This window comes from Pseudomonas phytophila (assembly GCF_025643095.1).
GTDB classification, from domain to species: Bacteria; Pseudomonadota; Gammaproteobacteria; order Pseudomonadales; family Pseudomonadaceae; genus Aquipseudomonas; species Aquipseudomonas quasicaspiana.
On the sequence record NZ_CP081201.1, the window covers coordinates 495602 to 520420 of the forward strand.

The following is a 24819-nucleotide window of genomic DNA, read 5'->3' on the forward strand; positions in this document are numbered from 1 at the left end:
TGTAGGAGTATCAACCTAAGGAAGCATCATGGGATTTCGGGTCGTTACAGCCGAAGAAAAAGCCGAGGCTATTCGCCTTGTCGTTGAGTTGAATTACTCAGTGCCTAAAGCGTGTGAGCAGACTGGCGTAGGGCCTACCGCGTTGCGGCGCTGGGTTTCACGGTGGCGCAAGGAGCAGGTAGGAGCCGCGCAAACTACCCGGCCTCAGGATCAAGATCTCATCGACTCGCTGCAGGCCAGATTGGCACTGCTGGAGGCCGAGAACGATGTTTTAAAAAAGCAGTTGCCCTCTCATCTAAAGGTGCTGTTTGGCCGAAGAAAATGATTGAGGGCGCTACAAAGAAGCTGTCGGTTCGACGCTTGTGCTGCGTACTGAGCATACCTCGCAGCAGTTATTACGCCATGCGTCGGCCTCGAGCTAAACGCAGTATCGAGCCGCAGTTAGAGAAGAAGATCCGGCTTTTGCACAAAGAACATCGAGGCGCGCTGGGCAGTCGCGGATTTGTTAAAGCGCTGAAGGCACAAGGCGTCCAAATGGGGCGTCATCGTATGCGCAGCTTGATGAAGAGTCTGGGTTTGGTGAGGCGTCGGGCACAGCATGCGCACTATCGACGGGCTACCAAACCGTCCAACATTGCGCCCAATGTGCTGGCACGACGCTTTAACCCTGAACATCCCAACACGTTCTGGGCGGGAGACATTACCTATATCCGTGTCGGTGGTAGTTGGCTGTACCTGGCAATTGTGATGGATCTTTTCTCGCGCAGGATCGTTGGCTGGGCGTTTTCAAGGACGGCCGATACCGAGCTTTCATTGCAGGCTTTACGACTTGCGGTGGGGCTGCGCCGACCTTCTTCCGAGCTGGTGTTTCACTCGGATCAGGGATGCCAATACACCGCTGACCGCTTCGTTAGCTATCTGGCCGAGAAGCAAATCGTGCAGAGCATGAGTCGGCGCGGAAACTGTTGGGACAATGCGGTAGTGGAACGCTACTTCCGATCACAGAAACACGATTGGTCACCTGAGAACGGTTACTCGAATCACTTCGAGGCAGAACGAGACGTGATGGATTTTATTGCTCACTACAACCATCGACGTTGCCACTCTGCCTCGAATAACCTGCCGCCAGCTGTTTTCGAAAAACTGGCGGCCTAACACTCCTACGGAACGGTCCAAAAAAACTGGACCATTACAGCTTGCCCGCGATTCGGTCTGTCAGTCGATGAATGTATCGACAGTACAGACGCCATCGCGGGCAAGCGCGCTCCTACAGGTCATAAGCTGGTGCAGAAATCACGGACACAAAAAAGGAGACCCGAAGGTCTCCTTTTTGTTGAGCCAGAACCGCTTAGAACAACACGCGGCTACGGATCGTACCTTTGACGTGTTGCAGCTTTTCTTGAGCCAGATCGGAATACTCGGCATCGACATCGATAACCACGTAACCGACTTTCTCGTTGGTCTGCAGGAACTGACCGGAAATGTTGATACCGTTTTCGGCGAAGACCTTGTTGATCTCCATCAGCACGCCCGGGATGTTCTCGTGGATGTGCAGCAGGCGGTGCTTGCCAGGGTGAGCAGGCAGGGCCACTTCAGGGAAGTTGACCGAAGACACCGACGTACCGTTGTCGCTGTATTTGACCAGCTTCTCAGCCACTTCCAGACCGATGTTGGCCTGAGCTTCGGCGGTGGAACCACCGATGTGCGGGGTCAGGATCACGTTGTCGAGGCCGCGCAGCGGGCTTTCGAAGATGTCATCGTTGGAGCGAGGCTCAACCGGGAACACGTCGATAGCCGCACCGATCAGGTGCTTGTCCTTGATGGCGTCCGCCAGGGCGTCCAGTTCAACGACCGTACCGCGAGCGGCGTTGATCAGGATGCTGCCCTTCTTCATCGCACGGATTTCTTTCTCGCCAATCATCCACTGGGTGGACGGCAGCTCAGGCACGTGCAGCGAAACGATGTCAGCCATACCCAGCAGTTCGGTCAGGCTGGTGACCTGAGTCGCGTTGCCCAGTGGCAGCTTGGTCAGCGGGTCGAAGAAGAACACCTGCATGCCGAGGCTCTCAGCCAATACGGACAGCTGAGTACCGATCGAACCGTAGCCGACGATGCCCAGTTTTTTGCCACGGATCTCGAAAGAGTTGGCAGCGCTTTTGATCCAGCCGCCACGGTGGCAGGATGCATTCTTCTCCGGGATGCCGCGCAGCAGCAGGATCGCTTCGGCCAGCACCAGTTCGGCGACCGAGCGAGTGTTGGAGTACGGCGCGTTGAACACTGCAATACCGCGCTCGCGGGCCGCGTCCAGATCAACCTGATTGGTACCGATGCAGAAGCAGCCGACCGCGACCAGTTTCTTCGCGTGATCGAACATTTCTTCAGTCAGTTGGGTGCGAGACCGGATGCCGATGAAGTGAGCGTCGGCGATCTTTTCTTTCAGTTCGGCTTCCGGCAGAGACTTGGTGTGGTACTCGATGCTGGTATAACCGGCTGCCTTGAGGACATCCACAGCGGATTGATGGACGCCTTCGAGAAGAAGGAACTTGATCTTGCTCTTGTCGAGGGAAGTCTTGCTCATCTGCTTTAACCTGTGTCCCGGAGAAATTTGGCAGTAAGTGAAGCGGTCGCGAATCGGGCCGTCAGCTCGATTGGCGGGGGGCGTATGCTAGCATATGCACCCCGCGAAACCCCATTCCTGGACGTGAAGCGTTCTCAGGATGACCATGAATTGTTCGAGAGTTCTGTCGATGATCCATTCTGCGCTGGTAGATGAACTGAAGACCCTGGTTGAGCCTGGAAAAGTGCTGACCGATGCCGCATCCCTTGAGACTTACGGCAAGGACTGGACCAAACAATTCACACCTGCGCCCGTTGCCATCGTCTTTCCCAAGACCATCGAGCAGGTTCAGGCCATCGTCCTGTGGGCCAATGAACACAAGGTCGCGCTGGTCCCGTCTGGCGGCAGAACCGGGCTGTCTGCGGCAGCGGTCGCGGCCAATGGGGAAGTGGTGGTTTCGTTCGATTACATGAATCAGGTGTTGGAACTGAACGTCACCGAGCGCACAGCTCGCGTCCAGCCGGGCGTCATCACCCGGCAACTGCAGAACCTGGCGGAAGAAAACGGCCTTTACTATCCGGTGGATTTTGCATCGTCGGGTTCCAGCCAGATTGGCGGCAATATCGGCACCAATGCTGGCGGGATCAAGGTTATTCGCTACGGCATGACCCGCAATTGGGTCGCTGGCCTGAAAGTGGTGACTGGCAAGGGCGACATCCTTGAGTTGAACAAGGACCTGATCAAGAACGCGACCGGCTACGACATGCGCCAGTTGTTCATCGGAGCTGAAGGCACGCTGGGCTTTGTCGTCGAAGCCACCATGCGCCTTGATCGCGCGCCCAAGAACCTGACGGCGATGGTGCTGGGCACTACCGATTTCAACTCGATCATGCCGGTGCTGCACGCCTTTCACGGCAAGCTGGACCTGACGGCGTTCGAATTCTTCTCTGACAAGTCGTTCGCTCGCGTCATGGCACGCGGTGATGTGCCGTCGCCCTTCGATACGCCTTGCCCGTTCTATGTGCTGCTGGAATTCGAGGCCACCACCGAAGATCTGGCCAATGAAGCATTGGCGACGTTCGAGCATTGTGTCGAGCAGGGCTGGGTGCTGGATGGCGTGATGAGCCAGAGCGAGCAGCAACTGAAAAACCTGTGGAAGCTGCGCGAATACATCTCCGAAACCATTTCCCACTTCACGCCCTACAAGAACGACATCTCGGTGACTGTGTCGAAAGTGCCGGCGTTCCTGGGTGAAATCGATGCGATCGTTGCCGAGCACTACCCCGATTTCGAGGTGCTCTGGTACGGCCATATCGGCGATGGCAACCTGCACCTGAACATCCTCAAGCCTGAGGCCCTCGACAAGGAAGAGTTCTTCGTCAAGTGCGCCAGGGTCAACAAATGGGTGTTCGAAACCGTTCAGAAATACAACGGCTCGATTTCCGCCGAGCATGGTGTAGGCATGACCAAGCGTGATTACCTGACGTACAGCCGCTCGCCGGTGGAAATCGAATACATGAAAGCCATCAAGGCGGCATTCGATCCGAACGGCATAATGAACCCCGGAAAAATCTTCGCTGTTTAATTGGCCGTCACTATTTATAGTGGCGTGACCACAACGAGACCAAGGAGCCGCCATGAGCTATCAGCATAAGTATGTCGACGGAACGAGTATCCACTTTCCTATGGGCAAGGCGGTTTGCGTAGGTCGCAACTACGCCGAGCACGCCAAGGAACTGAACAACGCCGTGCCTACCGAGCCACTGCTGTTCATCAAGCCAGGCAGCGCCGTTGTTGCACTGGAAGGTGGTTTCACCATCCCCGCCGATCGTGGCGCAGTGCACTACGAAGCTGAAATTGTCGTGCTGATCGGCAAGCCGTTGACCAAGAACCCGACCCGCGAAGAAGTGCTGGACGCGATTTCCGGTTTTGCTCCCGGCCTGGACCTGACCCTGCGGGATCTTCAGACCAAGCTGCGCGACAAGGGCTATCCATGGGAAGAAGCCAAGTCTTTCGACGGTGCCGCTGTTATCGCTCCGTTCGTTCCGGCTGAAACCTTCTCTGACCTGACCGACATCGGCATTCGTCTGACCATCAATGGCGAAGTCCGCCAGGACGGTAACAGCCGCGACATGCTCAACCCTATCGTGCCGGTGATTCAGCACATGGCAGCCTGCTTTTCGCTGCAGGCCGGTGACGTCATCATGACCGGCACTCCGGCAGGCGTTGGCCCGCTGTTGGCTGGCGATGAGCTGGTGATTGAGCTGGTTGGTCAGAAAGCCTTCGAAAGTAGCGTTCGCTGATTACCAAAGCGTGACTAAAAGCCGTCTGCGATGCGCATCGCAGGCGGTTTTTATGTTTTTTACCGCCTGAATTGAACAATTGGCGTTTTTTTCACAATTGATCTGGATAATCCGGCCTCCAGTTCCCCGCTTGGGGCACTGTGCCATCGGATGTTATCCATACTCGGGAACGCTCATGACCAACCCTTCATCGTCGACCAAAACGTCACGTCGCCTACCTCGCCCGCGCTGGTACGTCTGGCTGTTGCTGGTTGTGGTGATTGGCGGCGTCGTTGCCCATGTAATGCATTGGGATGATCGTGGTCGGCTGTGGCTGGGTGAGCGCTTTCAGAGTCTTGCCGATCGCAAAGCCAGTGTCTGGCTGCCTGACTACGTCGTCGACATCGACGCCAAACCGCTTCCTGGCATGGAGGACGATGAAGCGTCGGATGTGTCTTATAACCCGGTGACCAAAACACTCTTTGCGGTCATGGGCAAGCATCCGTTTCTGGTTGAATTGACCCTCAAAGGCGATGTGCTTCGCAAGATCCCGCTGGTGGGGTGGAGTAATCCTGAGGCGGTTGCGGTGATGGAGAATGGCTTCATGGCTATCAGCGATGAGCGCCAGCATCACCTGACTATCGTCAAGGTCACGCCGGAAACCACCACCCTGAACATCGCTGATTTTCGGGAGTATGACCTCGGTCCTTCCGATAACCAGAATAAAGCGTTCGAGGGCACTGCCTGGGATCCGCGTCGCCAGCAATTGCTGCTGGGGGAAGAGCGCCCCGCTGCGATATTCACTTGGGAAAGCGATGGTAGCGACGTCTTGAAAGGTGAGAAGCAAAAGGTCGAGAGCAAGTCTCTGGATATGCGCAATCTCTCCTCGTTGACCGTTGAGCCCCGCACCGGGCACACCCTGGCCCTGTCCGCAGACTCACACATGCTGCTGGAACTGGATGAAAACGGCCAACAGGTCAGCTTCATGACCTTGCTGGGTGGGTTCAACGGTCTGAAAGACACCATCCCGCGTGCTGAAGGCGTAGCGTTTGATGACGACGGCAGCCTTTACATCGTCAGCGAGCCGAACCTGTTTTATTCGTTTAAGAAGAAGTGATTCGCAGTATTTTTAGAAGCCTCGGTGGCCCCGAGACCACGCTGTGGCTGAGCAAGCAAGGCCCCTGTAGGAGTGAGCTTGCTCGCGATAGCGTCAGTTCATGCGATAAATTCGTCGACCAAGAAATCGAATCGCGAGCAAGCTCACTCCTACAGGGTCCTCTGTTTGCTGCGCGACAGCGCGGGGGGCTGGAGGACGGGGAATCCCCTACAGGGATTGGCTTGATGGCTCTGCGCCATTAAGCTTCAATTCATATTCGCATGGTATCCATGCTATCCGCCTGAACCTCGAGCAACCTGAATGCGCCTGCTTCTCTCCCGAAAAATCCTCATACCTCTGGTTATTCTTCTCACTGTATTGGCGTTTTTTGCGGGTCGTGAATATCGCGTCGTTGAGCGTGCATCCTTCAACTGGAGGATTTTGTGGCAGGGCGAGGACGCTCAGGCTATCGGCCTGGGGGGCTATAAAGTCGTCATAGAGGCTCAACCCATTGCAGGCCTTGATTCGGATGCATCGGCGCTGAGCTACGATCCAGATCGTAAAAGCCTGTTCACGGTGACTAACAAAGACGCCCAATTGGTTGAATTAAGCCTGGATGGTAGAACGCTGCGCCGCATTCCCCTGACAGGGTTCGGTGACTCGGAGGCGGTCGAATACATCAGCCCTGGCGTTTATGTCATTAGCGATGAGCGCAAGCAGCGCCTGATCAAGATCCACATCGATGATGAAACCACTTTTCTGGACGCCAAAGATGCCGAGCAACTGACACTGGGTATCGGCTCAGGTAATAACAACGGCTACGAAGGCTTGGCGTATGACACGAAAGGCCAGCGCCTTTTTGTCGCCAAGGAGCGTCGACCGGTCCAGATAATCGAGGTGCGCGGCTTCCCGTATGCAAACGTCGAAACGCCCAATGTAGAGGTGTCTTCCGACTCCCGGCGTAATGCAGAGATATTTGTGCGGGATATCTCCAGCCTGCAGTTTGACGAGCGCAGCGGGCATTTGCTGGCGCTGTCGGATGAGTCCCGACAAATCGTTGAGCTCGATACCAAAGGCCGGGCGGTTGGGAATGTTTCGTTGAGCCAGGGTTCGATGGGCCTTCGCAAAACCGTACCCCAGGCTGAAGGCATCGCCATGGATGACGAAGGTACCCTTTACGTAGTGAGTGAGCCCAATCTGTTTTACGTGTTCAAGAAGCAGTAAAGACAGACAGACGGCATTGTAATGTCCGGTGGGAGCGAATTCATTCGCGAAGAGGCCAGACCTGACACATATATGTGTATGCCAGAACGCCTTCGCGAATGAATTCGCTCCCACAGGGAGTGCATTTAGCCTAAAGCCAGTAGTTGTTTGAGGCTGCGCTTGTTATTCAGCGCGTCAGCGTCTTTACCCCTTCACTCGTCCCCAGCAGCAGCAAGTCTGCAGGGCGCGCAGCAAACAGACCGTTGGTCACAACGCCAACGATTGCATTGATCTGGCTTTCCAGCTCAGCCGGGTTGGTGATGTTCATGTTGTGTACATCAAGAATGATATTGCCGTTATCGGTCAGCACACCTTCGCGATAAACCGGGTCGCCGCCCAGTTTTACCAGTTGGCGGGCCACGTGGCTGCGCGCCATCGGGATCACTTCAACGGGGAGCGGGAACGCGCCCAGCACGGGCACCAGCTTGCTGGCGTCGGCGATGCAGATAAAAGTTTTGGCTACGGCCGCAACGATCTTCTCGCGGGTCAACGCCGCGCCGCCGCCTTTGATCAGATTCAGGTGCTCATCGCTTTCATCGGCGCCATCGATATAGAACTCCAGATCGCTGACAGTGTTGAGTTCGTAAACCGGAATGCCGTGGCCCTTGAGGCGTGCAGCAGTGGCTTCTGAGCTGGCAACCGCGCCGTCGAAGGCGCCTTTGTGCTGGGCCAATGCATCAATGAAGCAGTTGGCAGTGGAGCCGGTACCGACGCCGACGATGCTTTTGTCGTCCAGTTTCGGAAGGATGAAGTCCACGGCGGCCTGCGCCACGGCTTGTTTGAGTTGATCCTGGTTCATGCGGGCTCCACGGATGCCGAATGGTCCGGTAGGAGCGAACTTGTTCGCGAGGGGCCAGGTCTGCGTACACAGGCACGACGTCTCGCGAACAAGTTCGCTCCTACCGGTAATGTGTAAAAGGGCGCGCATTATAGCGACATGCCAGCGCCAAAGCCCCGTGATTCGTGTGGTCGCGCATCGGAGCGCGGGTTAGACTTCCCGTCCTTGCCCTTTCGCCAGTGATGTCGCCGTGATGCTTGAACAGTACGTCAAAAAAATCCTGACCTCCCGCGTCTACGATGTCGCCGTGGAAACCCCGTTGCAGGGAGCTCGTCAGCTGTCCGAGCGGCTCGGCAATCAGGTGCTGCTCAAGCGCGAAGACTTGCAGCCGGTGTTCTCGTTCAAGATTCGTGGCGCGTACAACAAGCTGGCGCAGCTAAGCCCGGAAGAACTGGCGCGGGGCGTAGTGACAGCGTCGGCAGGCAACCACGCGCAAGGTCTGGCACTGGCGGCGAAAACCCTGGGCGTTGAAGCGACTATCGTGATGCCCAAGACCACGCCTGAAATCAAAGTCGAAGGCGTGCGTTCCCGGGGCGGCAAAGTGGTACTGCACGGCGATTCCTTCCCTGAAGCACTGGCTCATTCGCTGGAACTCGTCGAAGAAATGGGCTTCGTTTACATCCATCCCTATGACGATCCAGACACGATTGCCGGGCAAGGCACCGTGGCCATGGAGATTCTGCGCCAGCATCAGGGGCCGCTGGACGCGATTTTCGTCCCGGTGGGCGGCGGTGGTTTGATCGCCGGTATCGCGGCTTACGTGAAATACCTGCGGCCGGAGATCAAGGTCATCGGGGTCGAGCCGGATGATTCCAACTGCCTGCAGCAAGCCATGGCGTACGGCGAGCGCGTTGTGCTGCAGCAGGTCGGTCTGTTTGCGGACGGCGTGGCTGTGGCGCAAATTGGTGAGTACACCTTCGACATCTGCAGGCACTACGTCGACGAAGTGATCACGGTCAGCACCGATGAAATCTGCGCGGCGATCAAGGACATTTACGACGACACCCGCTCGATCACCGAGCCGTCAGGGGCCCTGGCGGTGGCGGGGATCAAAAAGTATGTCGAGCAGGAAGCCGTCAGCGGCCAGACCTTCGTCGCCATCGACTCAGGTGCCAACGTCAACTTCGACCGTTTGCGTCATGTGGCCGAGCGCGCCGAACTGGGTGAAGGCCGCGAAGCCATCATCGCCGTGACCATTCCCGAGCAACCGGGCAGCTTCAAGGCGTTCTGCGAGGCCATCGGCAAGCGCCAGATCACCGAATTCAACTACCGTTATCACACCGACCGCGAAGCGCACATTTTCGTCGGCGTACAGACGCATCCCTATACCGACCCACGGAAAGATCTGATCACAAGCCTCACCGAGCAGGGCTTCCCGGTGATTGACCTGACCGACAACGAACTGGCCAAACTGCACATTCGACATATGGTTGGGGGGCATGCCGAGCGGGTCAGCGACGAAGTGGTGTTCCGCTTCGAATTCCCGGAGCGTCCGGGTGCGCTGTTCAACTTCCTGAACAAGCTGGGCGGCCAGTGGACGATTTCGATGTTCCATTACCGTAACCATGGCGCGGCGGATGGTCGTGTGGTCGCGGGGCTGGTGGTGCCAGAGGATGAACGGCATCTGGTCCCGGCGGCACTGGCCGAGATTGGCTACCCGTATTGGGATGAGAGCAAGAATCCGGCGTATAAGCTGTTTTTGGGGTAGGACTGACACGCGCAGGTCTATCCCTGTGGGAGCGAATTCATTCGCGAAGGCATTGGTGTAGACGATGAAATGTTTCGACTGCACCGGCCTCTTCGCGAATGAATTCGCTCCCACAGGGAATCTGCGTTAAACCAACGCCTCAACTGGAACCAACAGAAAATGGACCATCTCACCGCCCTGAAAACCCTGCACATCTCGGCGACGGTGCTATTTCTGCTCAGCGCCCTCGGTTTGACCATCTGGCTGATCAAAGGCCGCAGGGCAGGGTTTACCACCAACCACACCCGCCTGTTGCTACGTCCGCGCTTGTTTGCGTGGATTCTGATGGGGCTTTGTTTGCTGACCATGCCGATCACCGGCTGGTGGCTGGCACACCTTGTTGGCTGGCCGCTGGGGCAAACCTGGGTGCTGGGCAGCAGCGTGCTTTACACCTTCGGCGCTTTGAGCTGGCTATGGCTGGTGGTGCGCCTTAACAAGCTCCGAATTGATCCAGCCAGAGGGGGGTTAAAGTTCACCCTGGCGCTGGCGATTTTTACGGCCGTCTGTTTCATCGCCATTGCCGGTTTGATGGGGGCGAAGCCGGTTTGACAGGCGACTTCTTTGGAATGCCATCCTTTGTGGGAGCAGGGCTTGCCCGCGATAAGGCTGACTCGGTTCACTTAAGATCGCGTCCACCCTTATCGCGGGCAAGCCCTGCTCCCACAGGGAAGTGCATCCCACAGAGACCATTGCAAAGCCACAAATCATCCGCGCAGCGTAATCACCGGCCAGCCGCGACTTTCAGCCTCAGCACGCAATTTCGGGTCTGGGTCCACGGCTACCGGGTTGGCAACCTTTTCCAGCAGCGGCAGGTCGTTGAGCGAGTCGCTGTAGAAATAGCTGTCTTCCAGGCTGAACTGGTTTTCTTCCAGCCAACGGTTCAGACGTGTCACCTTGCCTTCGCGGAAGCACGGCACATCGGTGGTGCGTCCGGTGTAGCGACCGTCGACCATTTCGCATTCGGTTGCCAGCAGTGTCTCGATACCCAGACGCTCAACGATTGGTCCGGTAACGAAGCGATTGGTCGCGGTAATGACAACCAGTTTGTCGCCTGCCTCGCGATGTTTGGCGATCAGTTCCAGCGCCTTGGGCAGAATGATCGGTTCGATGCAATCACGCATGAAATCCCGATGCCACGCGTCTAGCTGGGCCATCTCGGTGCTGCCGAGGATTTCCAGGCTGAAGTTCAGGTAGTCGGTCAGGTTCAGGGTCCCGGCCAGGTAATCCTGATAGAACTCGTCGTTGCGGGTTTTGTAGGTCGCGGCGTCAAGAATGCCGCGTCCGCACAGGTAATCACCCCAGGCGTGGTCGCTGTCGCCACCCAGAAGCGTGTTGTCGAGGTCGAATAAAGCCAGGCGCATGCGGTTACTCGCTGAAATTGCTGAAAAAAGAGCACCAGAATACGAGGTTTTCACAACTCTTCACATAACCTGCTAAGCCTCGTTGCTGCTTTGATCGGCTTTGTGGAACAATGCGGTGACATGCGTTTGCGAGGTTGTTGCCGTGATCGACCCCGATGGTTTCCGTCCTAATGTCGGGATAATTCTGACAAACGACTCCGGCCAGGTCCTATGGGCTCGGCGAATCAACCAAGATGCCTGGCAGTTTCCACAGGGTGGTATCAACCCTCAGGAGACGCCGGAAGACGCGCTTTATCGTGAGTTGAACGAAGAAGTCGGGCTTGAACCTGAGGATGTGCAGATTCTTGCCTGTACTCGGGGTTGGTTGCGCTATCGTTTGCCGCAACGTCTGGTCAGGACGCACAGCCAACCGCTGTGTATCGGCCAGAAGCAAAAATGGTTTCTCCTGCGCCTGGTCTCCAACGAGCAGCGGGTGCGGATGGATTTGACCGGGAAACCGGAGTTCGATGGCTGGCGATGGGTCAGCTATTGGTATCCGCTGGGTCAGGTGGTGACATTCAAGCGCGAGGTGTATCGACGCGCACTCAAAGAGCTTGCCCCGCGCCTTTTGTCGCGCGACTGACACGGAGTTCGACCCCGAGCCATGCTCAATACGCTGCGCAAGATCGTCCAGGAAGTTAACTCCGCCAAGGATCTCAAGGCGGCGTTGGGGATTATTGTGTTACGCGTCAAAGAGGCCATGGGCAGCCAAGTCTGCTCGGTCTATTTGCTCGACCCCGAAAGCAACCGCTTTGTGCTGATGGCTACCGAGGGCCTGAACAAGCGCTCCATCGGCAAAGTCAGCATGGCGCCGAACGAAGGTCTGGTTGGCCTCGTGGGTACCCGTGAAGAACCGCTGAACCTCGAAAACGCCGCTGATCACCCCCGTTATCGCTACTTTGCCGAAACCGGCGAGGAGCGTTATGCGTCGTTCCTTGGCGCGCCGATCATTCACCATCGTCGTGTGGTGGGTGTACTGGTTATCCAGCAAAAGGAGCGCCGCCAGTTCGACGAGGGCGAAGAAGCCTTCCTCGTGACCATGAGCGCGCAACTCGCTGGTGTTATCGCCCACGCTGAAGCCACTGGCTCGATCCGCGGTCTGGGTCGTCAGGGCAAAGGTATCCAGGAAGCCAAGTTCGTCGGCGTCGCCGGCTCTCCCGGGGCGGCTGTGGGCTTTGCGGTGGTCATGCTGCCACCTGCGGACCTCGAAGTGGTCCCGGACAAAACCGTTACAGACATCAAAGCCGAGCTTGCCCTGTTCCAGACTGCCCTTGAGGGCGTGCGCAGCGACATGCGCGCATTGTCTGCCAAGCTTGCCAACCAGCTGCGCCCTGAAGAGCGCGCCTTGTTTGATGTTTACCTGATGATGCTCGACGACGCCTCGCTGGGCAGCGAAGTGACCAATGTCATCAAGACTGGCCAGTGGGCGCAGGGCGCATTGCGCTCGGTGGTCAACGAGCACGTCAAACGTTTCGAATTGATGGACGACGCCTATCTGCGCGAGCGTGCCTCGGACGTCAAAGACCTGGGTCGTCGCTTGCTCGCGTACTTGCAAGAGGCGCGGCAACAGACGCTGGTGTATCCGGACAACACGATCCTTGTCAGTGAAGAGCTGACGGCTGCCATGCTGGGCGAAGTTCCGGAAGGCAAGCTGGCGGGTCTGATTTCGGTACTCGGCTCCGGCAACTCCCACGTAGCGATCCTCGCCCGAGCCATGGGTATTCCCACGGTCATGGGCGTGGTCGATCTGCCTTATTCCAAGGTCGACGGCATCGAACTGATCGTCGACGGCTACCACGGTGAAGTCTTCACCAACCCCAGCGATGCCATGCGCAAGCAGTTCGCCAAGGTCGTTGAAGAAGAGCGTCAGCTGTCCCAAGGCCTGGACGCGCTGCGCGAGCTGCCTTGCGTCACGCTGGACGGCCATCGTATGCCGCTGTGGGTCAACACGGGCTTGCTGGCTGACGTGGCTCGCGCGCAACAGCGCGGCGCGGAAGGTGTGGGGCTTTATCGCACCGAAGTACCTTTCATGATTCAACAGCGTTTTCCGAGCGAAAAAGAGCAACTGGCGATTTATCGCGAGCAACTGGCAGCCTTCCACCCGCTGCCGGTCACCATGCGTAGCCTGGATATCGGTGGTGACAAAGCGCTGTCTTACTTCCCGATCAAAGAAGAGAACCCGTTTCTGGGCTGGCGCGGTATCCGCGTCACCCTCGATCACCCGGAAATCTTCCTGGTGCAGACCCGTGCCATGCTCAAGGCCAGTGAAGGCTTGAACAACCTGCGGATTCTGCTGCCGATGATCTCCAGTACCCACGAAGTGGAAGAAGCGCTGCACTTGATTCACCGGGCTTGGGGCGAGGTACGCGACGAAGGTACCGATGTGCCGATGCCGCCTGTAGGCGTGATGATTGAAGTACCTGCTGCTGTGTATCAGACCCGCGATCTGGCGCGTCAGGTGGACTTTCTGTCGGTAGGCTCCAACGACCTGACTCAATACCTGCTGGCCGTGGACCGCAACAATCCACGGGTGGCCGATCTCTACGACTACCTGCACCCCGCAGTTCTGCAGGCTTTGCAGAACGTGGTGCGCGATTCTCATGCCGAAGGCAAGCCGGTGAGCATCTGTGGCGAAATGGCCGGTGATCCTGCTGCTGCGGTGTTGTTGATGGCGATGGGCTTCGACAGCCTGTCGATGAACTCCACCAACCTGCCGAAAGTGAAGTGGATGCTACGTCAGATCCATCTTAGCAAGGCCAAGGAGATACTGGCGCAACTGATGACCAACGATAACCCGCAAGTGATCAGCAGCTCCCTGCAACTGGCGCTGAAGAATCTGGGCCTGTCGCGGATGATCAATCCGGGGTCTGTGAAAGGGCATTAATCGCGGTCAATTTGTTGGAGCGTGGCTTGCCCGCGAAGAACGATGACACGGTATGCCTGGCATACCGAGGTGTTTGATTCGCGGGCAAGCCTCGCTCCAACAGGCATCAAACGGTTAGCTCCACCTCACCCAATCTCCCGCCATACGGCCCGTTCAACGAAGTATTGGCTGCCGTCAGCATTGACGATCAAGCACAGAGCAGTGGGTGCATTAGTTCTTGGCTTGAAATGCTTTCCCCTGAAGGAGCCGGGCTTGCCCGCGACTCAGGCACCTCGGTGTATCAGGCATACCGAGTGATCTGTATCGCGGGCAAGCCCAGCTCCCACAAGAGATCGCATTCCGGCTGTTGAGCTGTTTTAGATCCTCAACTCCACCTCGCCCAGTCTCCCGCCATACGGCCCGTTCAACGAAGTATTGGCTGCCGTCAGCATTGACGATCAAGCACAGAGCAGTGGGTGCATTAGTTCTTGGCTTGAAATGCTTTCCCCTGTGGGAGCCGGGCTTGCCCGCGATTCAGGCACCTCGGTGTATCAGGCATATCGAGTGCTCTGTATCGCGGGCAAGCCCAGCTCCCACAAGAGATCGCATTCCAGCTATTGAGTTGTATTAGATCTTCAACTCCACCTCCCCCAATCTCCCGCCATACGGCCCGTTCAACGAAGTCTTGGCTGCCGTCATATTGACGATCAAGCTCAGAGCAGTGGGTGCATTAGTTCTTGGCTTGAAATGCTTTCCCCTGTGGGAGCCGGGCTTGCCCGCGATTCAGGCACCTCGGTGTATCAGGCATATCGAGTGCTCTGTATCGCGGGCAAGCCCAGCTCCCACAAGAGATCGCATTCCAACTGAAGAGCTGAATTAAATCTGCAGCTCCACCACACCCAGTCTCCCGCCATACGGCCCGTTCAACGAAGTGTTGGCTGCCGTCATATTGACGATCAAGCACAGAGCAGTGGGTGCATTAGTTCTTGGCTTGAAATGCTTTCCCCTGTGGGAGCCGGGCTTACCCGCGATTCAGGCACCTCGGTGTATCAGGCATATCGAGTGCTCTGTATCGCGGGCAAGCCCAGCTCCCACAAGAGATTGCATTCCAGCTGTTGAGTTGTATTAGATCTTCAACTCCACCTCACCCAGTCTCCCGCCGTATGGCCCAAAACTGTGTTCTATGAGGTGCTGGCTGCCGTCAGCATTGACGATCAGCACGGTGCTGGCCCGAGTGCCGTAGTTTGGGCTGGCGATGAACAGGCTCGACAGCAGCTTCTCGGTCTCCAGGCTGACACCTGTATCAGGCAGCTCAGTAGTTGGGGCGGTGGTCGGGTCGCTTAACAAGGCCATAAGCGCCAGTGGATTTGGATCATCCAGTTGGGTGCTCAGTGCAGTCTTGGCCTTCTCAACTTTTGGCCATGGCGTATCCAGTCCTGCGTTGGAGAGACCATAAACACCCTCATCGAGCCGACGCGGTTCAGGGTTGGAGCTGTTGAGGTAGTACAACTGCTGACGATCACCCACCAGCAAATTGAAACCGCCGTATTCGGCCGCTCTGTTCGCTACCTCTACGAGATAATCTTCAATCGAAATATCGCTGGTCAAAAATTGAGCAACCAGTTCGCCTCGTGATCTATGCCCCAGTGGCAAGCTCGGGTTGCGAATATTGGTCAGTGCTGCAAAACGCCCGTCTGCGGTGATACCAAGCCAGGTTCCGCCAGCTTCAAGGTCCCGCCCGGCGTAGACCTGAGGTGCGTCCGCCCACTGCGCGAGGGGCTGGGTCGGGCGCGCATAGAACTCGTCACGATTGGCCGCGACGATCAGCGGCTGTGTGTGAGAGGGGCGCCAGGCGAAAGCGATCAGACACATGCAGTACTCCTTTTTGAGCCACTTTACTCACACATGAGGTTTGCATCCATCGCACGCCGCTAGAGCGCCGGGCGTTGCTCCGGTAACATGCCGGTCTCTTTTCGTCATGCCCGGCCAAATAGCTGTTCAGCGCGGGTTTATGTTTCCTGCTTTAGTGTGTCTGGTTAAGTGCTCGCGAGAGCGTTCCCATTTAAGGAGTTGCAATGCTGCCTTACCCGCAGATTGACCCGGTGGCGGTGGCTATCGGCCCGCTGCAAATACACTGGTACGGTTTGATGTACCTGGTCGGTATCGGCGGCGCGTGGCTGCTGGCATCGCGGCGCTTGAACAGCTTTGATCCAACCTGGACCAAGGAAAAGCTCTCCGACATGATTTTCTGGCTGGCCATGGGCGTGATCGTCGGTGGGCGGCTGGGTTATGTGTTGTTCTATGATCTGCCCGCGTACATCGCCAATCCACTGTTGATCTTCGAAGTCTGGAAGGGCGGCATGGCGTTCCACGGCGGTTTCGTCGGAGTGATGATCGCAGCGTGGTGGTTCGGCCGACGCAATGGCAAGTCGTTCTTCGAGCTCATGGATTTCGTCGCGCCCATGGTGCCGATTGGGTTGGGTGCTGGCCGTATCGGTAACTTCATCAATGCCGAGTTGTGGGGCAAGCCGACCGATCTGCCGTGGGCAATGGTCTTCCCGCCATTCAGCGATCCGGCGCAATTGCCGCGTCATCCTTCGCAGCTTTATCAGTTCGCGCTCGAAGGCGTCGCGCTGTTCATCATTCTCTGGCTGTTTTCTCGCAAGCCTCGTCCGACGATGGCTATTTCCGGCATGTTCGCGCTGTTTTATGGACTGTTCCGGTTCCTGGTCGAGTTCGTACGGATGCCCGATGCGCAACTGGGCTACCTGGCATGGGGCTGGGTCACCATGGGGCAGATCCTCAGCCTGCCAATGATCATCGCCGGTGCAGTGCTGATCTGGCTGGCGTACAACCGCGCTCCCGCTGGCAAGAACGCGGCGGTCTAACACCGAAACGTCGGGCGTTGCAGCCCGGCGGATTCACCGAAGCAGGTAATTTATGAAGCAATATCTGGATCTGGTCGCCCACGTCATCAAGAACGGCACGTTGCAGGCCAACCGCACCGGTGTGAAAACCATCAGTTTTCCAGGCGCGATGCTGCGTTACGACCTCAAGGAAGGCTTCCCGGCGATTACTACCCGGCGTATGGCCTTCAAGTCGGCCATTGGCGAAATGGTCGGCTTCCTGCGCGGCGTGAACAACGCCGCCGAGTTTCGTGAACTGGGCTGCAAAGTCTGGGATCAGAACGCCAACGAGAACGCCCAATGGCTGGACAACCCGTTCCGCAAGGGCGAAGACGATCTGGGCGAAATCTACGGCGTGCAATGGCGCAAGTGGCCTGCCTACAAGCGCATTGACCTGAGTAATCCGAAAGCCATCGAACTCGCGATCAGCCAGGGCTATCAGCAGATCGCTCAGTCCGAGGAAGACGGTCAGCCTTACGTGGTCCTGTACAAGGCCATTGATCAGATTCGCCGGTGTGTCGACACCATCATCAAGGATCCGGGCAGCCGCCGCATTCTGTTCCACGGCTGGAACTGCGCGCAGCTGGATGAAATGGCTTTACCGCCTTGCCACCTGCTGTATCAGTTCCACCCGAATCAGGAGACCAAAGAAATCTCCCTGACGCTGTACATCCGCTCCAACGATCTTGGGCTCGGCACGCCGTTCAACCTGACCGAGGGTGCTGCGCTACTCAGCCTGATCGGCCGTCTGACGGGCTACACGCCGCGCTGGTTCACGTATTTCATCGGCGATGCCCATGTCTATGAAAACCATCTGGACATGCTCAATGAACAGCTCAAGCGCGAGCCGTATCCGATGCCTAAACTGGTGATTTCCGATCGTGTGCCGGAGTTTGCCAAGACTGGTGTGTATCAGCCGGAGTGGCTGGAGCAGATCGAGCCTTCAGACTTCTCGCTGGAAGGTTACGAGCATCACCCGGCGATGACCGCGCCGATGGCAGTTTAAGGCGTTGCATTAATGCTTTTATGTGGGAGCCGGGCTTGCCCGCGATGTATAAGACGTGGCCAGAAGAAACACCGCGTTATCGTTTATCGTCGGAATGCCGCCCAGACCAAGCTCTGCTCCTATCAAACAAAATATAACTATCTGATTTGGAATGCTTTTTACTGTAGGAGTGACCGGGGTGGCGATCCACATTGCTCGCGATAGCTCCAGTACAGGCAATATATTCATCGACTGACAGGCCGAATCGCGAGCAAGCTCACTCCTACAGGGTCCGTGTTTGCTGCACGACAGCGTGGTGTCAGGGACACCGGGGCGGCTCCCACAGGGAATGCGCGAGGCCTCGCGATCGCCTCAATGCCCATGACTCCTGCCCACATGGGAGTGCTCCACATCAGCGGTCACCACGCTGCCGCTGACTTCCAGTCGATCCAGAATCCCGCAATGATCCGGTGCGCCGTCGCTGCAGCGTTGGCGTAAGTCCAGTAGCTGTGTCTGCAGGGCTTGCAGGCTGGCAATGCGGTCGTTGACGTGCTGGATATGCTCATCAATCAGCGCATTGACACTCACACACTGATCTTGCGGGCTGTCGCGCAGGTGGAGCAGGCTGCGGATTTCCTCAAGGGTCATGTCGAGGCTGCGGCAATTGCGGATGAAGGTCAGCCGCTCCACGTGTGCCTGGGTGTACAGCCGATAATTGCCATCGCTACGCGCAGGTGCCGGAAGCAGGCCCTCGCGCTCGTAATAACGGATGGTTTCCACCTGCGCGTCAGTCAATTTTGCCAGCTCGCCAATCTTCATCGTCGTCGATCCTGTTTCAGTGCTTGACCCTATAGTGGCTACAGGGTGTTCACTTGGCAACAAGCACGATAAAGGACCGGACCATGAGCCAGTTGACCCCTGTTCACGACAAGCACGATCACGATCACGAAAAGCATGACCATGAAGGCCACGATCATAAAAGCCACGACCATTCGCAGCATGATCACGGCAAGGTCGAAAAAGGTCACGACAGCTGCTGTTCGTCGAAGGCAGCGCCTGCGGTGGTTTCATTCACGGACGCCCCTGCATCCGGCGCGCAACTGAGCACATTCCGTATCGAGCAAATGGATTGCCCAACGGAGCAGACCCTCATCCAGAACAAGCTGGGCAAGCTGGCGGGCGTGCAGAAACTTGAATTCAACCTGATCAATCGCATGCTCGGCGTTTGGCACGAACTGCCGTCCACCGACCCGATTCGCGACGCCATCGCTTCGTTGGGCATGCAGGCCGAACCGATTGAGGAAGGCGCAGAGTCAACGCCGGCTCCGGTGGTTAAAAAATCCTGGTGGCCGCTGGCGCTGTCCGGCGTCACCGCGCTGGCCGCTGAAGTCATCCACTTCGGTTCATTCGCGTCGGATTGGGTCGTGGCCATTGTGGCTTTGGTTTCCATACTCAGCGGTGGGTTGGGCACCTACAAAAAAGGCTGGATCGCACTCAAGAACCTCAATCTGAACATCAACGCCTTGATGAGCATTGCCGTGACCGGTGCCGTGTTGATCGGGCAATGGCCGGAAGCAGCGATGGTGATGTTCCTGTTCACCGTCGCTGAGCTGATTGAAGCAAAATCTCTGGACCGAGCGCGCAACGCTATCAGCGGCTTGATGCAGCTCACGCCGGAACTGGCCACCGTGAAACAGGCGGACGGTCAATGGCTGGAGCTGGAAGCCAAAAACATCGAATTAGGCGCCATCGTCCGGGTTAAGCCGGGTGAGCGCGTTGCTTTGGATGGCGAGGTGGTAGCAGGTAACTCGACGATTGATCAGGCGCCGATTACCGGTGAAAGCCTGCCGATTGAGAAAACCATCGGCGACAAAGTCTTTGCCGGGACCATTAACCAGTCCGGCTCGCTCGAATATCGCGTCACTGCGGCGGCCAATAACTCGACGCTGGCGCGGATCATTCATGCGGTGGAGGCGGCTCAAGGTTCTCGGGCGCCTACTCAGCGTTTCGTTGACAGCTTCTCGCGCATCTACACCCCGGCGGTGTTCATCTTCGCGCTGGGCGTAGCGATCATTCCTCCGCTGTTTATGGGCGCGGCCTGGTTCGACTGGATCTACCGCGCGCTGGTCCTGCTGGTGGTGGCTTGCCCTTGTGCACTGGTGATTTCCACGCCGGTGACCATTGTCAGCGGGCTGGCCGCTGCGGCGCGCAGGGGCATCCTGATCAAGGGCGGTGTGTACCTGGAAATGGGCCACAAGCTTGATTACCTGGCTCTGGACAAGACCGGCACGATCACCCACGGCAAGCCGGTGCAGACCGATTTTGTCTTGCTGGAGTCAACCGCGGCGGATCTGGTTGCCGGTGTGGCGGCGAGTCTGGCAGGGCGCTCTGATCACCCGGTTTCCCAAGCGATTGCCAAGGCGGCCGGGCAAGACGTTGATGGCCATGAAGTCACTGCGTTCGAAGCGCTGGCTGGGCGCGGCGTGCGTGGCGAGATCAATGGCGAGCTTTATCATTTGGGCAACCATCGCCTGGTGGAAGAGCTGGGCCTTTGTTCTCCAGAGTTGGAAGCGCAGCTTGATGCGCTGGAACAGCAGGGCAAAAGCGTTGTGCTGCTGTTGGACAAGTCTGGCCCGCTGGCACTGTTTGCGGTGGCCGATACCGTCAAGGAAAGCAGCCGCGAAGCGATCCAGCAACTGCATGAGCTGGGCGTTAAAACCCTGATGCTGACCGGTGACAACCCGCACACCGCCAAGGCGATTGCTGCACAGGTGGGTATTGATTCGGCTCAGGGCAACCTGATGCCAAGCGACAAACTGGAGGCTATCGAAGCGCTGTATGCCAAAGGCCATCGAGTCGGCATGGTCGGCGACGGCATCAACGACGCACCTGCGCTGGCGCGTTCCGAGATTGGCTTTGCCATGGCGGCAGCCGGGACGGACACTGCGATTGAGACGGCGGATGTTGCCTTGATGGACGACGATCTGCGCAAGATCCCGGCGTTTATTCAGCTGTCGCGCAAGACTTCGGCGGTGCTCAAGCAGAACATCTTTCTCGCTCTGTTTATCAAAGCGATCTTCCTGGCGATGACCTTTGCTGGCATGGCCACGATGTGGATGGCGGTGTTTGCGGATATGGGCGTGAGTTTGTTGGTGGTGTTCAACGGGTTGCGGCTGTTGAAGAAGTAACCGTAGTCAATGCGGTCCTTTGTGGGAGCCGGGCTTGCCCGCGATAAGGCTGTAGGTGATCCAAGGCGAATCGGGTTCATCCTTATCGCGGGCAAGCCCGGCTCCCACAGGGGCAGTGCAGGCTTAGCAACCGTATTTAATTTTCCCCCACTCAATCATCCCTTCAACCAACTGCCTCAACACCACCCGCGTCGGCTCAGCCAGATCCGGGCGGTAGCGGAAGGGAACGAACTCGTCCATGTAGGTCGCCTGCACCAGTTCCAGTTGCACGGCGTGGATGTTATTGGCCGGGTCGCCGTAGTGGCGGGTGATGTGGCCGCCTTTGAAACGGCCGTTCAGTACGTGGCTGTAATCTCCGGCTTGAGCGCACGTGGCTTCCAGACGCTTGGCCAATTCTTGATCGCAACTGGCGCCGTTGAAGGTGCCCAGGTTGAAGTCCGGTAAGCGGCCTTCGAATAGATGTGGGATGTGTCCGCGTATCGAGTGGGCATCAAACAACAGGGCATAGCCGAACTCGTCCCTAAGGCGCGCCAGCTCCTGCTCAAGCATCTGGTGATACGGCGTCCAGATCTGCTCCAGATAAGTCGCCCGCTCTTCGGCGCTCGGTGCCAGACCGTCCTTGAACAGCGGCACACCGTCGAACAGGATCGAGGGGAACAACCCGGTGGTCGCCCCGGCGTACAGCGGTTTGTCATCCGAGGGACGATTCAGGTCGATCACAAAACGCGAATACTCGGCGGCCAAGGTGCTGGCACCCAGCTCTGCGGCGAAATCGTAGAGATGCGGGATGTGCCAGTCGGTGTCTGGCAGGCTCAGCGCTTCATCCACCAGACCCGCCTCGACTGCAGGCGTCAGGCGCAACCCTGCGTGGGGCATGCTGATCAACAGCGGCACACGACCGCGAGAAAACTTCAGAACGTTGTCCATGAATCTCTCCTGTCTAACAGTTTTGTAGTGCCCCCCTGTAGGAGCGCGCTTGCCCGCGATGACGTCGGCACACCCAACATTGATGACGCCTGTCACAACGTCATCGCGGGCAAGGTGGAGCGCCACCCCGGTCGCTCCTACAGGGGGACGCGGCTCAAATCAGCGATTCAACACCGTGGCGGACGATGCGTTTATCCAGGTCTCCACCCAGCCAGTACGCCAGGTCAGCAGGGCGCTCAATGTTCCAGGCGACGAAGTCGGCGACTTTGCCGACTTCCAGCGAGCCATGGGTTTCGCCCAGACCTAGGGCTTTTGCTGCATTGATCGTAACCCCGGCCAGGGCTTCTTCGGGTGTCATACGGAACAGCGTGCACGCCATGTTCAGCATCAAGCGCAGCGACAGCGCGGGCGAAGTGCCGGGGTTGAGGTCGGTGGCAATCGCGATATCGACCCCATGTTTGCGCAGCGCATCCATCGGCGGCAATTGAGTCTCGCGCAGAAAGTAATAAGCCCCCGGCAGCAGCACTGCGACGGTTCCAGCCGCGCCCATGGCAATGGCATCAGCCTCGGTCATGAACTCCAGATGATCCGCCGACAACGCCTTGTAACGCGCCGCCAGACTTGAGCCCGCCAACGGCGAAAGCTGCTCGGCATGCAGTTTCACCGGCAAGCCCAATTGCCCGGCGGTGATGAAAACCTGCTCGACTTGCGCCGGGGAGAACGCCAGGTACTCACAAAACGCATCTACCGCATCGACCAAACCTTCCTCGGCCAATGCAGGCAGTATTTCGCTGCAGATGTGATTGATGTAGTCGTCAGCGCGGTCGGCGTATTCCGGGGGCAGCGCGTGAGCGGCCAGACAGGTGCTGCGCACCGTCACGGGCAGCGTGTTGCCCAGTTGGCGGATGACCCGCAGCAGTTTGCGCTCGGTGGCCAGATCCAGGCCGTAACCGGACTTCATTTCCACTGTGGTTACGCCATCCTTCAGCAAATGCCGCAGACGGCGCTCGGCGCTGGCGTACAACTCGTCTTCACTGGCGGCGCGAGTCGCGCGCACGGTGCTGGCAATGCCGCCACCGGCTACGGCGATTTCGGCATAACTTACGCCTTGCAGACGCTGCTCGAATTCGCCGCTGCGGTTGCCGCCGAACACCGCATGAGTGTGACAGTCGATCAGGCCCGGCGTCACCCACGTGCCGTTCAAGTCGATGACACTGTCGTAAGTCGCTTCAGCGAGCGCCGCTTGAGGCCCGATCCATTCGATCAACGCTCCAGACGTCACGATGGCGGCATCCTCGATGATCGAGTATTTGCCTTGGGCCATGCTTGCTACGTGACAGTGTTTCCAGAGCGTTTTCATGTCCAGTCTCCGAGGTTACCGATGGGTGGGAGGCGAATGTTCAGGGCGTTTGACCCATATGAAATAGGCCGCAAGCAACAACACAACCCAGCCTGCGCCAACGATCAGCGCGATACGGTTGTCCGGGAAATAGCCCAGCACGCCGAATATAAACAGCATGAAGGCGATGGCCGCGGCGGGGGCGTAGGGCCAGAACGGAACCGGGAATTGCAGCTGCGCCGCTTCTTCGCGGCTCATCTTGCGGCGCATGGCGACCTGGGTCAGCAGGATCATCAACCAGACCCACACGGTGGCGAAGGTCGCAATCGAGGCGATGACCATGAACACGTTTTCCGGGATCAGGTAGTTCAGCAGAACGCCGATCAGCAGCGCGACACCCATCACCAGCACGGTCATCCATGGCACGCCTTGTTTAGACAGTTGTGAGAACGCCGCCGGTGCCTGACCCTGTTGCGCCAGGCCATACATGATGCGACCGGCGCCGAACACGTCGCTGTTGATCGCCGACACGGCAGCGGAAATCACCACCACGTTAAGCAGCGCAGCCGCCCATGGCAGGCCGATGCTGGAGAAGATCTGCACGAACGGGCTGTTGGCCTTGGTGATCTGCGACCACGGAAACAGCGACATCAGCACGAACAACGTCAGGACGTAGAACAGCAGAATACGCAGCGGCACCGAGTTGATGGCCTGCGGGATAGTGCGTTGCGGGTCTTTGGCTTCGCCCGCTGTGATACCGATGATTTCGATGCCGCCGAACGCGAACATCACCACCGCAAAGCAGGCGATCAGGCCGCCGATGCCATTAGGCATGAAACCGCCATGGGTCCACAGATTGCTGATGCTGGAAACCGTCTCGCCGCTGCCTGACAGGTTTACGCCGAACAGCAATAGCCCGAGCCCGGCGACGATCATCGCGACAATGGCGCCGACTTTAAGCAGTGACAGCCAGAACTCGGTTTCGCCGAAGACTTTGACGTTGCACAGGTTCAGCGCGCCGATCAGGAACACAATGCCCAGTACCCAGATCCAGCGCGGGACTTCCGGGAACCAGAAACCCATGTAGATCCCGAACGCGGTGACGTCGGCGATACAGACGATGATCATTTCAAAGGCATAGGTCCAGCCGAGCACGAAGCCCGCCATTGGGCCTAGGTACGTGCTGGCGTATTCGCCGAACGAGCCGGACACCGGGTTGTGCACGGCCATTTCACCCAAGGCGCGCATGACCATGAACACGGCTGCGCCACCGATCAGGTAAGCCAGCAAAACGGCCGGGCCTGCCATCTGGATCGCCGAAGCCGAGCCGTAGAACAGGCCGGTGCCAATGGCTGATCCCAGTGCCATGAAGCGAATGTGCCGGGCCGAAAGCCCGCGTTTCAAACCTTGCTGTGACGTCATTTCAAT

General features: G+C 57.8%; 21 protein-coding genes. 13 read left to right on the top strand and 8 right to left on the bottom strand.

Translation table 11 applies throughout. The features are described from left to right. The first annotated feature begins 28 nt into the window (after positions 1–28). Both K3169_RS02275 and K3169_RS02280 read left to right on the top strand, forming a co-directional pair. Complete coding sequence (locus tag K3169_RS02275) at positions 29–325, top strand: transposase (protein WP_095096866.1); 297 nt, start codon at positions 29–31, stop codon at positions 323–325. Continuing rightward, positions 241–1155 (top strand): IS3 family transposase, encoded by a 915-nt coding sequence (locus K3169_RS02280; protein ID WP_231677976.1) that lies wholly within the window; start codon positions 241–243, stop codon positions 1153–1155. Before K3169_RS02275 ends, K3169_RS02280 begins: the two co-directional genes overlap by 85 nt. 193 nt (positions 1156–1348) lie before the next feature. Here the strand turns inward: K3169_RS02280 and serA are convergent, their stop codons facing one another. Further along, positions 1349–2578 (bottom strand): phosphoglycerate dehydrogenase, encoded by a 1230-nt coding sequence (serA, locus tag K3169_RS02285; protein WP_027900684.1) that lies wholly within the window; start codon positions 2576–2578, stop codon positions 1349–1351. Between the two features lie 169 nt (positions 2579–2747). Between serA and K3169_RS02290 the strand changes: the two genes are divergently transcribed. The 4 genes from K3169_RS02290 to K3169_RS02305 all read left to right on the top strand — a co-directional run bounded on the left by K3169_RS02290 (position 2748) and on the right by K3169_RS02305 (position 7159). Then, on the top strand, positions 2748–4142 hold the full coding sequence (locus K3169_RS02290; protein ID WP_122394627.1) for an FAD-binding oxidoreductase: 1395 nt from the start codon (positions 2748–2750) through the stop codon (positions 4140–4142). 52 nt (positions 4143–4194) lie between these two features. Further along, positions 4195–4860 (top strand): fumarylacetoacetate hydrolase family protein, encoded by a 666-nt coding sequence (locus tag K3169_RS02295; protein ID WP_027900682.1) that lies wholly within the window; start codon positions 4195–4197, stop codon positions 4858–4860. Between the two features lie 175 nt (positions 4861–5035). Next, complete coding sequence (locus K3169_RS02300) at positions 5036–5956, top strand: SdiA-regulated domain-containing protein (RefSeq protein ID WP_263269809.1); 921 nt, start codon at positions 5036–5038, stop codon at positions 5954–5956. A 300-nt stretch (positions 5957–6256) separates the two neighbouring features. After that, entirely contained in the window at positions 6257–7159 is a 903-nt protein-coding gene (locus K3169_RS02305) for an SdiA-regulated domain-containing protein (RefSeq protein ID WP_027900680.1), read from the top strand. A 166-nt stretch (positions 7160–7325) separates the two neighbouring features. On the opposite strand, the gene rpiA is transcribed toward K3169_RS02305, so the two are convergent. Continuing rightward, on the bottom strand, positions 7326–7997 hold the full coding sequence (gene rpiA / locus K3169_RS02310) for a ribose-5-phosphate isomerase RpiA (RefSeq protein WP_027900679.1): 672 nt from the start codon (positions 7995–7997) through the stop codon (positions 7326–7328). A gap of 232 nt (positions 7998–8229) precedes the next feature. Here rpiA and ilvA point away from each other — a divergent pair, with 232 nt between their 5' ends. Next, positions 8230–9744, top strand: a complete 1515-nt coding sequence (gene ilvA / locus K3169_RS02315) for a threonine ammonia-lyase, biosynthetic (RefSeq protein WP_263272191.1) — start codon at positions 8230–8232, stop codon at positions 9742–9744. Between the two features lie 159 nt (positions 9745–9903). After that, complete coding sequence (locus tag K3169_RS02320; protein WP_263269811.1) at positions 9904–10332, top strand: DUF2269 domain-containing protein; 429 nt, start codon at positions 9904–9906, stop codon at positions 10330–10332. Between the two features lie 155 nt (positions 10333–10487). Here the strand turns inward: K3169_RS02320 and K3169_RS02325 are convergent, their stop codons facing one another. After that, positions 10488–11144, bottom strand: coding sequence for an HAD family hydrolase (locus tag K3169_RS02325; protein ID WP_231678184.1), 657 nt, complete (start codon positions 11142–11144; stop codon positions 10488–10490). Between the two features lie 142 nt (positions 11145–11286). Here K3169_RS02325 and K3169_RS02330 point away from each other — a divergent pair, with 142 nt between their 5' ends. Both K3169_RS02330 and ptsP read left to right on the top strand, forming a co-directional pair. After that, positions 11287–11766, top strand: coding sequence for an RNA pyrophosphohydrolase (locus K3169_RS02330; protein WP_027898512.1), 480 nt, complete (start codon positions 11287–11289; stop codon positions 11764–11766). Positions 11767–11787: 21 nt separating this feature from the next. Next, on the top strand, positions 11788–14067 hold the full coding sequence (gene ptsP, locus K3169_RS02335) for a phosphoenolpyruvate--protein phosphotransferase (RefSeq protein WP_231678185.1): 2280 nt from the start codon (positions 11788–11790) through the stop codon (positions 14065–14067). A gap of 1104 nt (positions 14068–15171) precedes the next feature. Here the strand turns inward: ptsP and K3169_RS02340 are convergent. After that, on the bottom strand, positions 15172–15918 hold the full coding sequence (locus K3169_RS02340; RefSeq protein WP_231677868.1) for an NRDE family protein: 747 nt from the start codon (positions 15916–15918) through the stop codon (positions 15172–15174). A gap of 203 nt (positions 15919–16121) precedes the next feature. Here K3169_RS02340 and lgt point away from each other — a divergent pair, with 203 nt between their 5' ends. Together lgt and K3169_RS02350 are read left to right on the top strand one after the other, a co-directional pair. Continuing rightward, positions 16122–16934 carry a prolipoprotein diacylglyceryl transferase gene (gene lgt / locus K3169_RS02345; protein ID WP_027898510.1) on the top strand — a complete coding sequence of 271 codons (813 nt, stop codon included), beginning with the start codon at positions 16122–16124 and terminating at the stop codon, positions 16932–16934. A 52-nt stretch (positions 16935–16986) separates the two neighbouring features. Beyond that, the gene (locus K3169_RS02350) at positions 16987–17958 is read left to right on the top strand and encodes a thymidylate synthase (protein ID WP_263269816.1); all 972 of its coding nucleotides are present in this window, start codon (positions 16987–16989) and stop codon (positions 17956–17958) included. Positions 17959–18309: 351 nt separating this feature from the next. Here the strand turns inward: K3169_RS02350 and cadR are convergent, their stop codons facing one another. Next, positions 18310–18756 carry a Cd(II)/Pb(II)-responsive transcriptional regulator gene (gene cadR / locus K3169_RS02355; protein WP_027898508.1) on the bottom strand — a complete coding sequence of 149 codons (447 nt, stop codon included), beginning with the start codon at positions 18754–18756 and terminating at the stop codon, positions 18310–18312. 83 nt (positions 18757–18839) lie between these two features. Between cadR and K3169_RS02360 the strand changes: the two genes are divergently transcribed. After that, entirely contained in the window at positions 18840–21125 is a 2286-nt protein-coding gene (locus tag K3169_RS02360; protein ID WP_263269819.1) for a heavy metal translocating P-type ATPase, read from the top strand. Between the two features lie 123 nt (positions 21126–21248). Here the strand turns inward: K3169_RS02360 and hutG are convergent, their stop codons facing one another. The 3 genes from hutG to K3169_RS02375 all read right to left on the bottom strand — a co-directional run bounded on the left by hutG (position 21249) and on the right by K3169_RS02375 (position 24813). Beyond that, the gene (gene hutG, locus K3169_RS02365; protein ID WP_263269821.1) at positions 21249–22052 is read right to left on the bottom strand and encodes an N-formylglutamate deformylase; all 804 of its coding nucleotides are present in this window, start codon (positions 22050–22052) and stop codon (positions 21249–21251) included. Between the two features lie 154 nt (positions 22053–22206). Continuing rightward, a complete protein-coding gene (hutI, locus tag K3169_RS02370) occupies positions 22207–23412 on the bottom strand; it encodes an imidazolonepropionase (RefSeq protein ID WP_263269823.1) in 1206 nt (401 codons plus the stop codon). Positions 23413–23427: 15 nt separating this feature from the next. Continuing rightward, entirely contained in the window at positions 23428–24813 is a 1386-nt protein-coding gene (locus tag K3169_RS02375) for an amino acid permease (protein WP_263269825.1), read from the bottom strand. Positions 24814–24819: the final 6 nt, after the last annotated feature.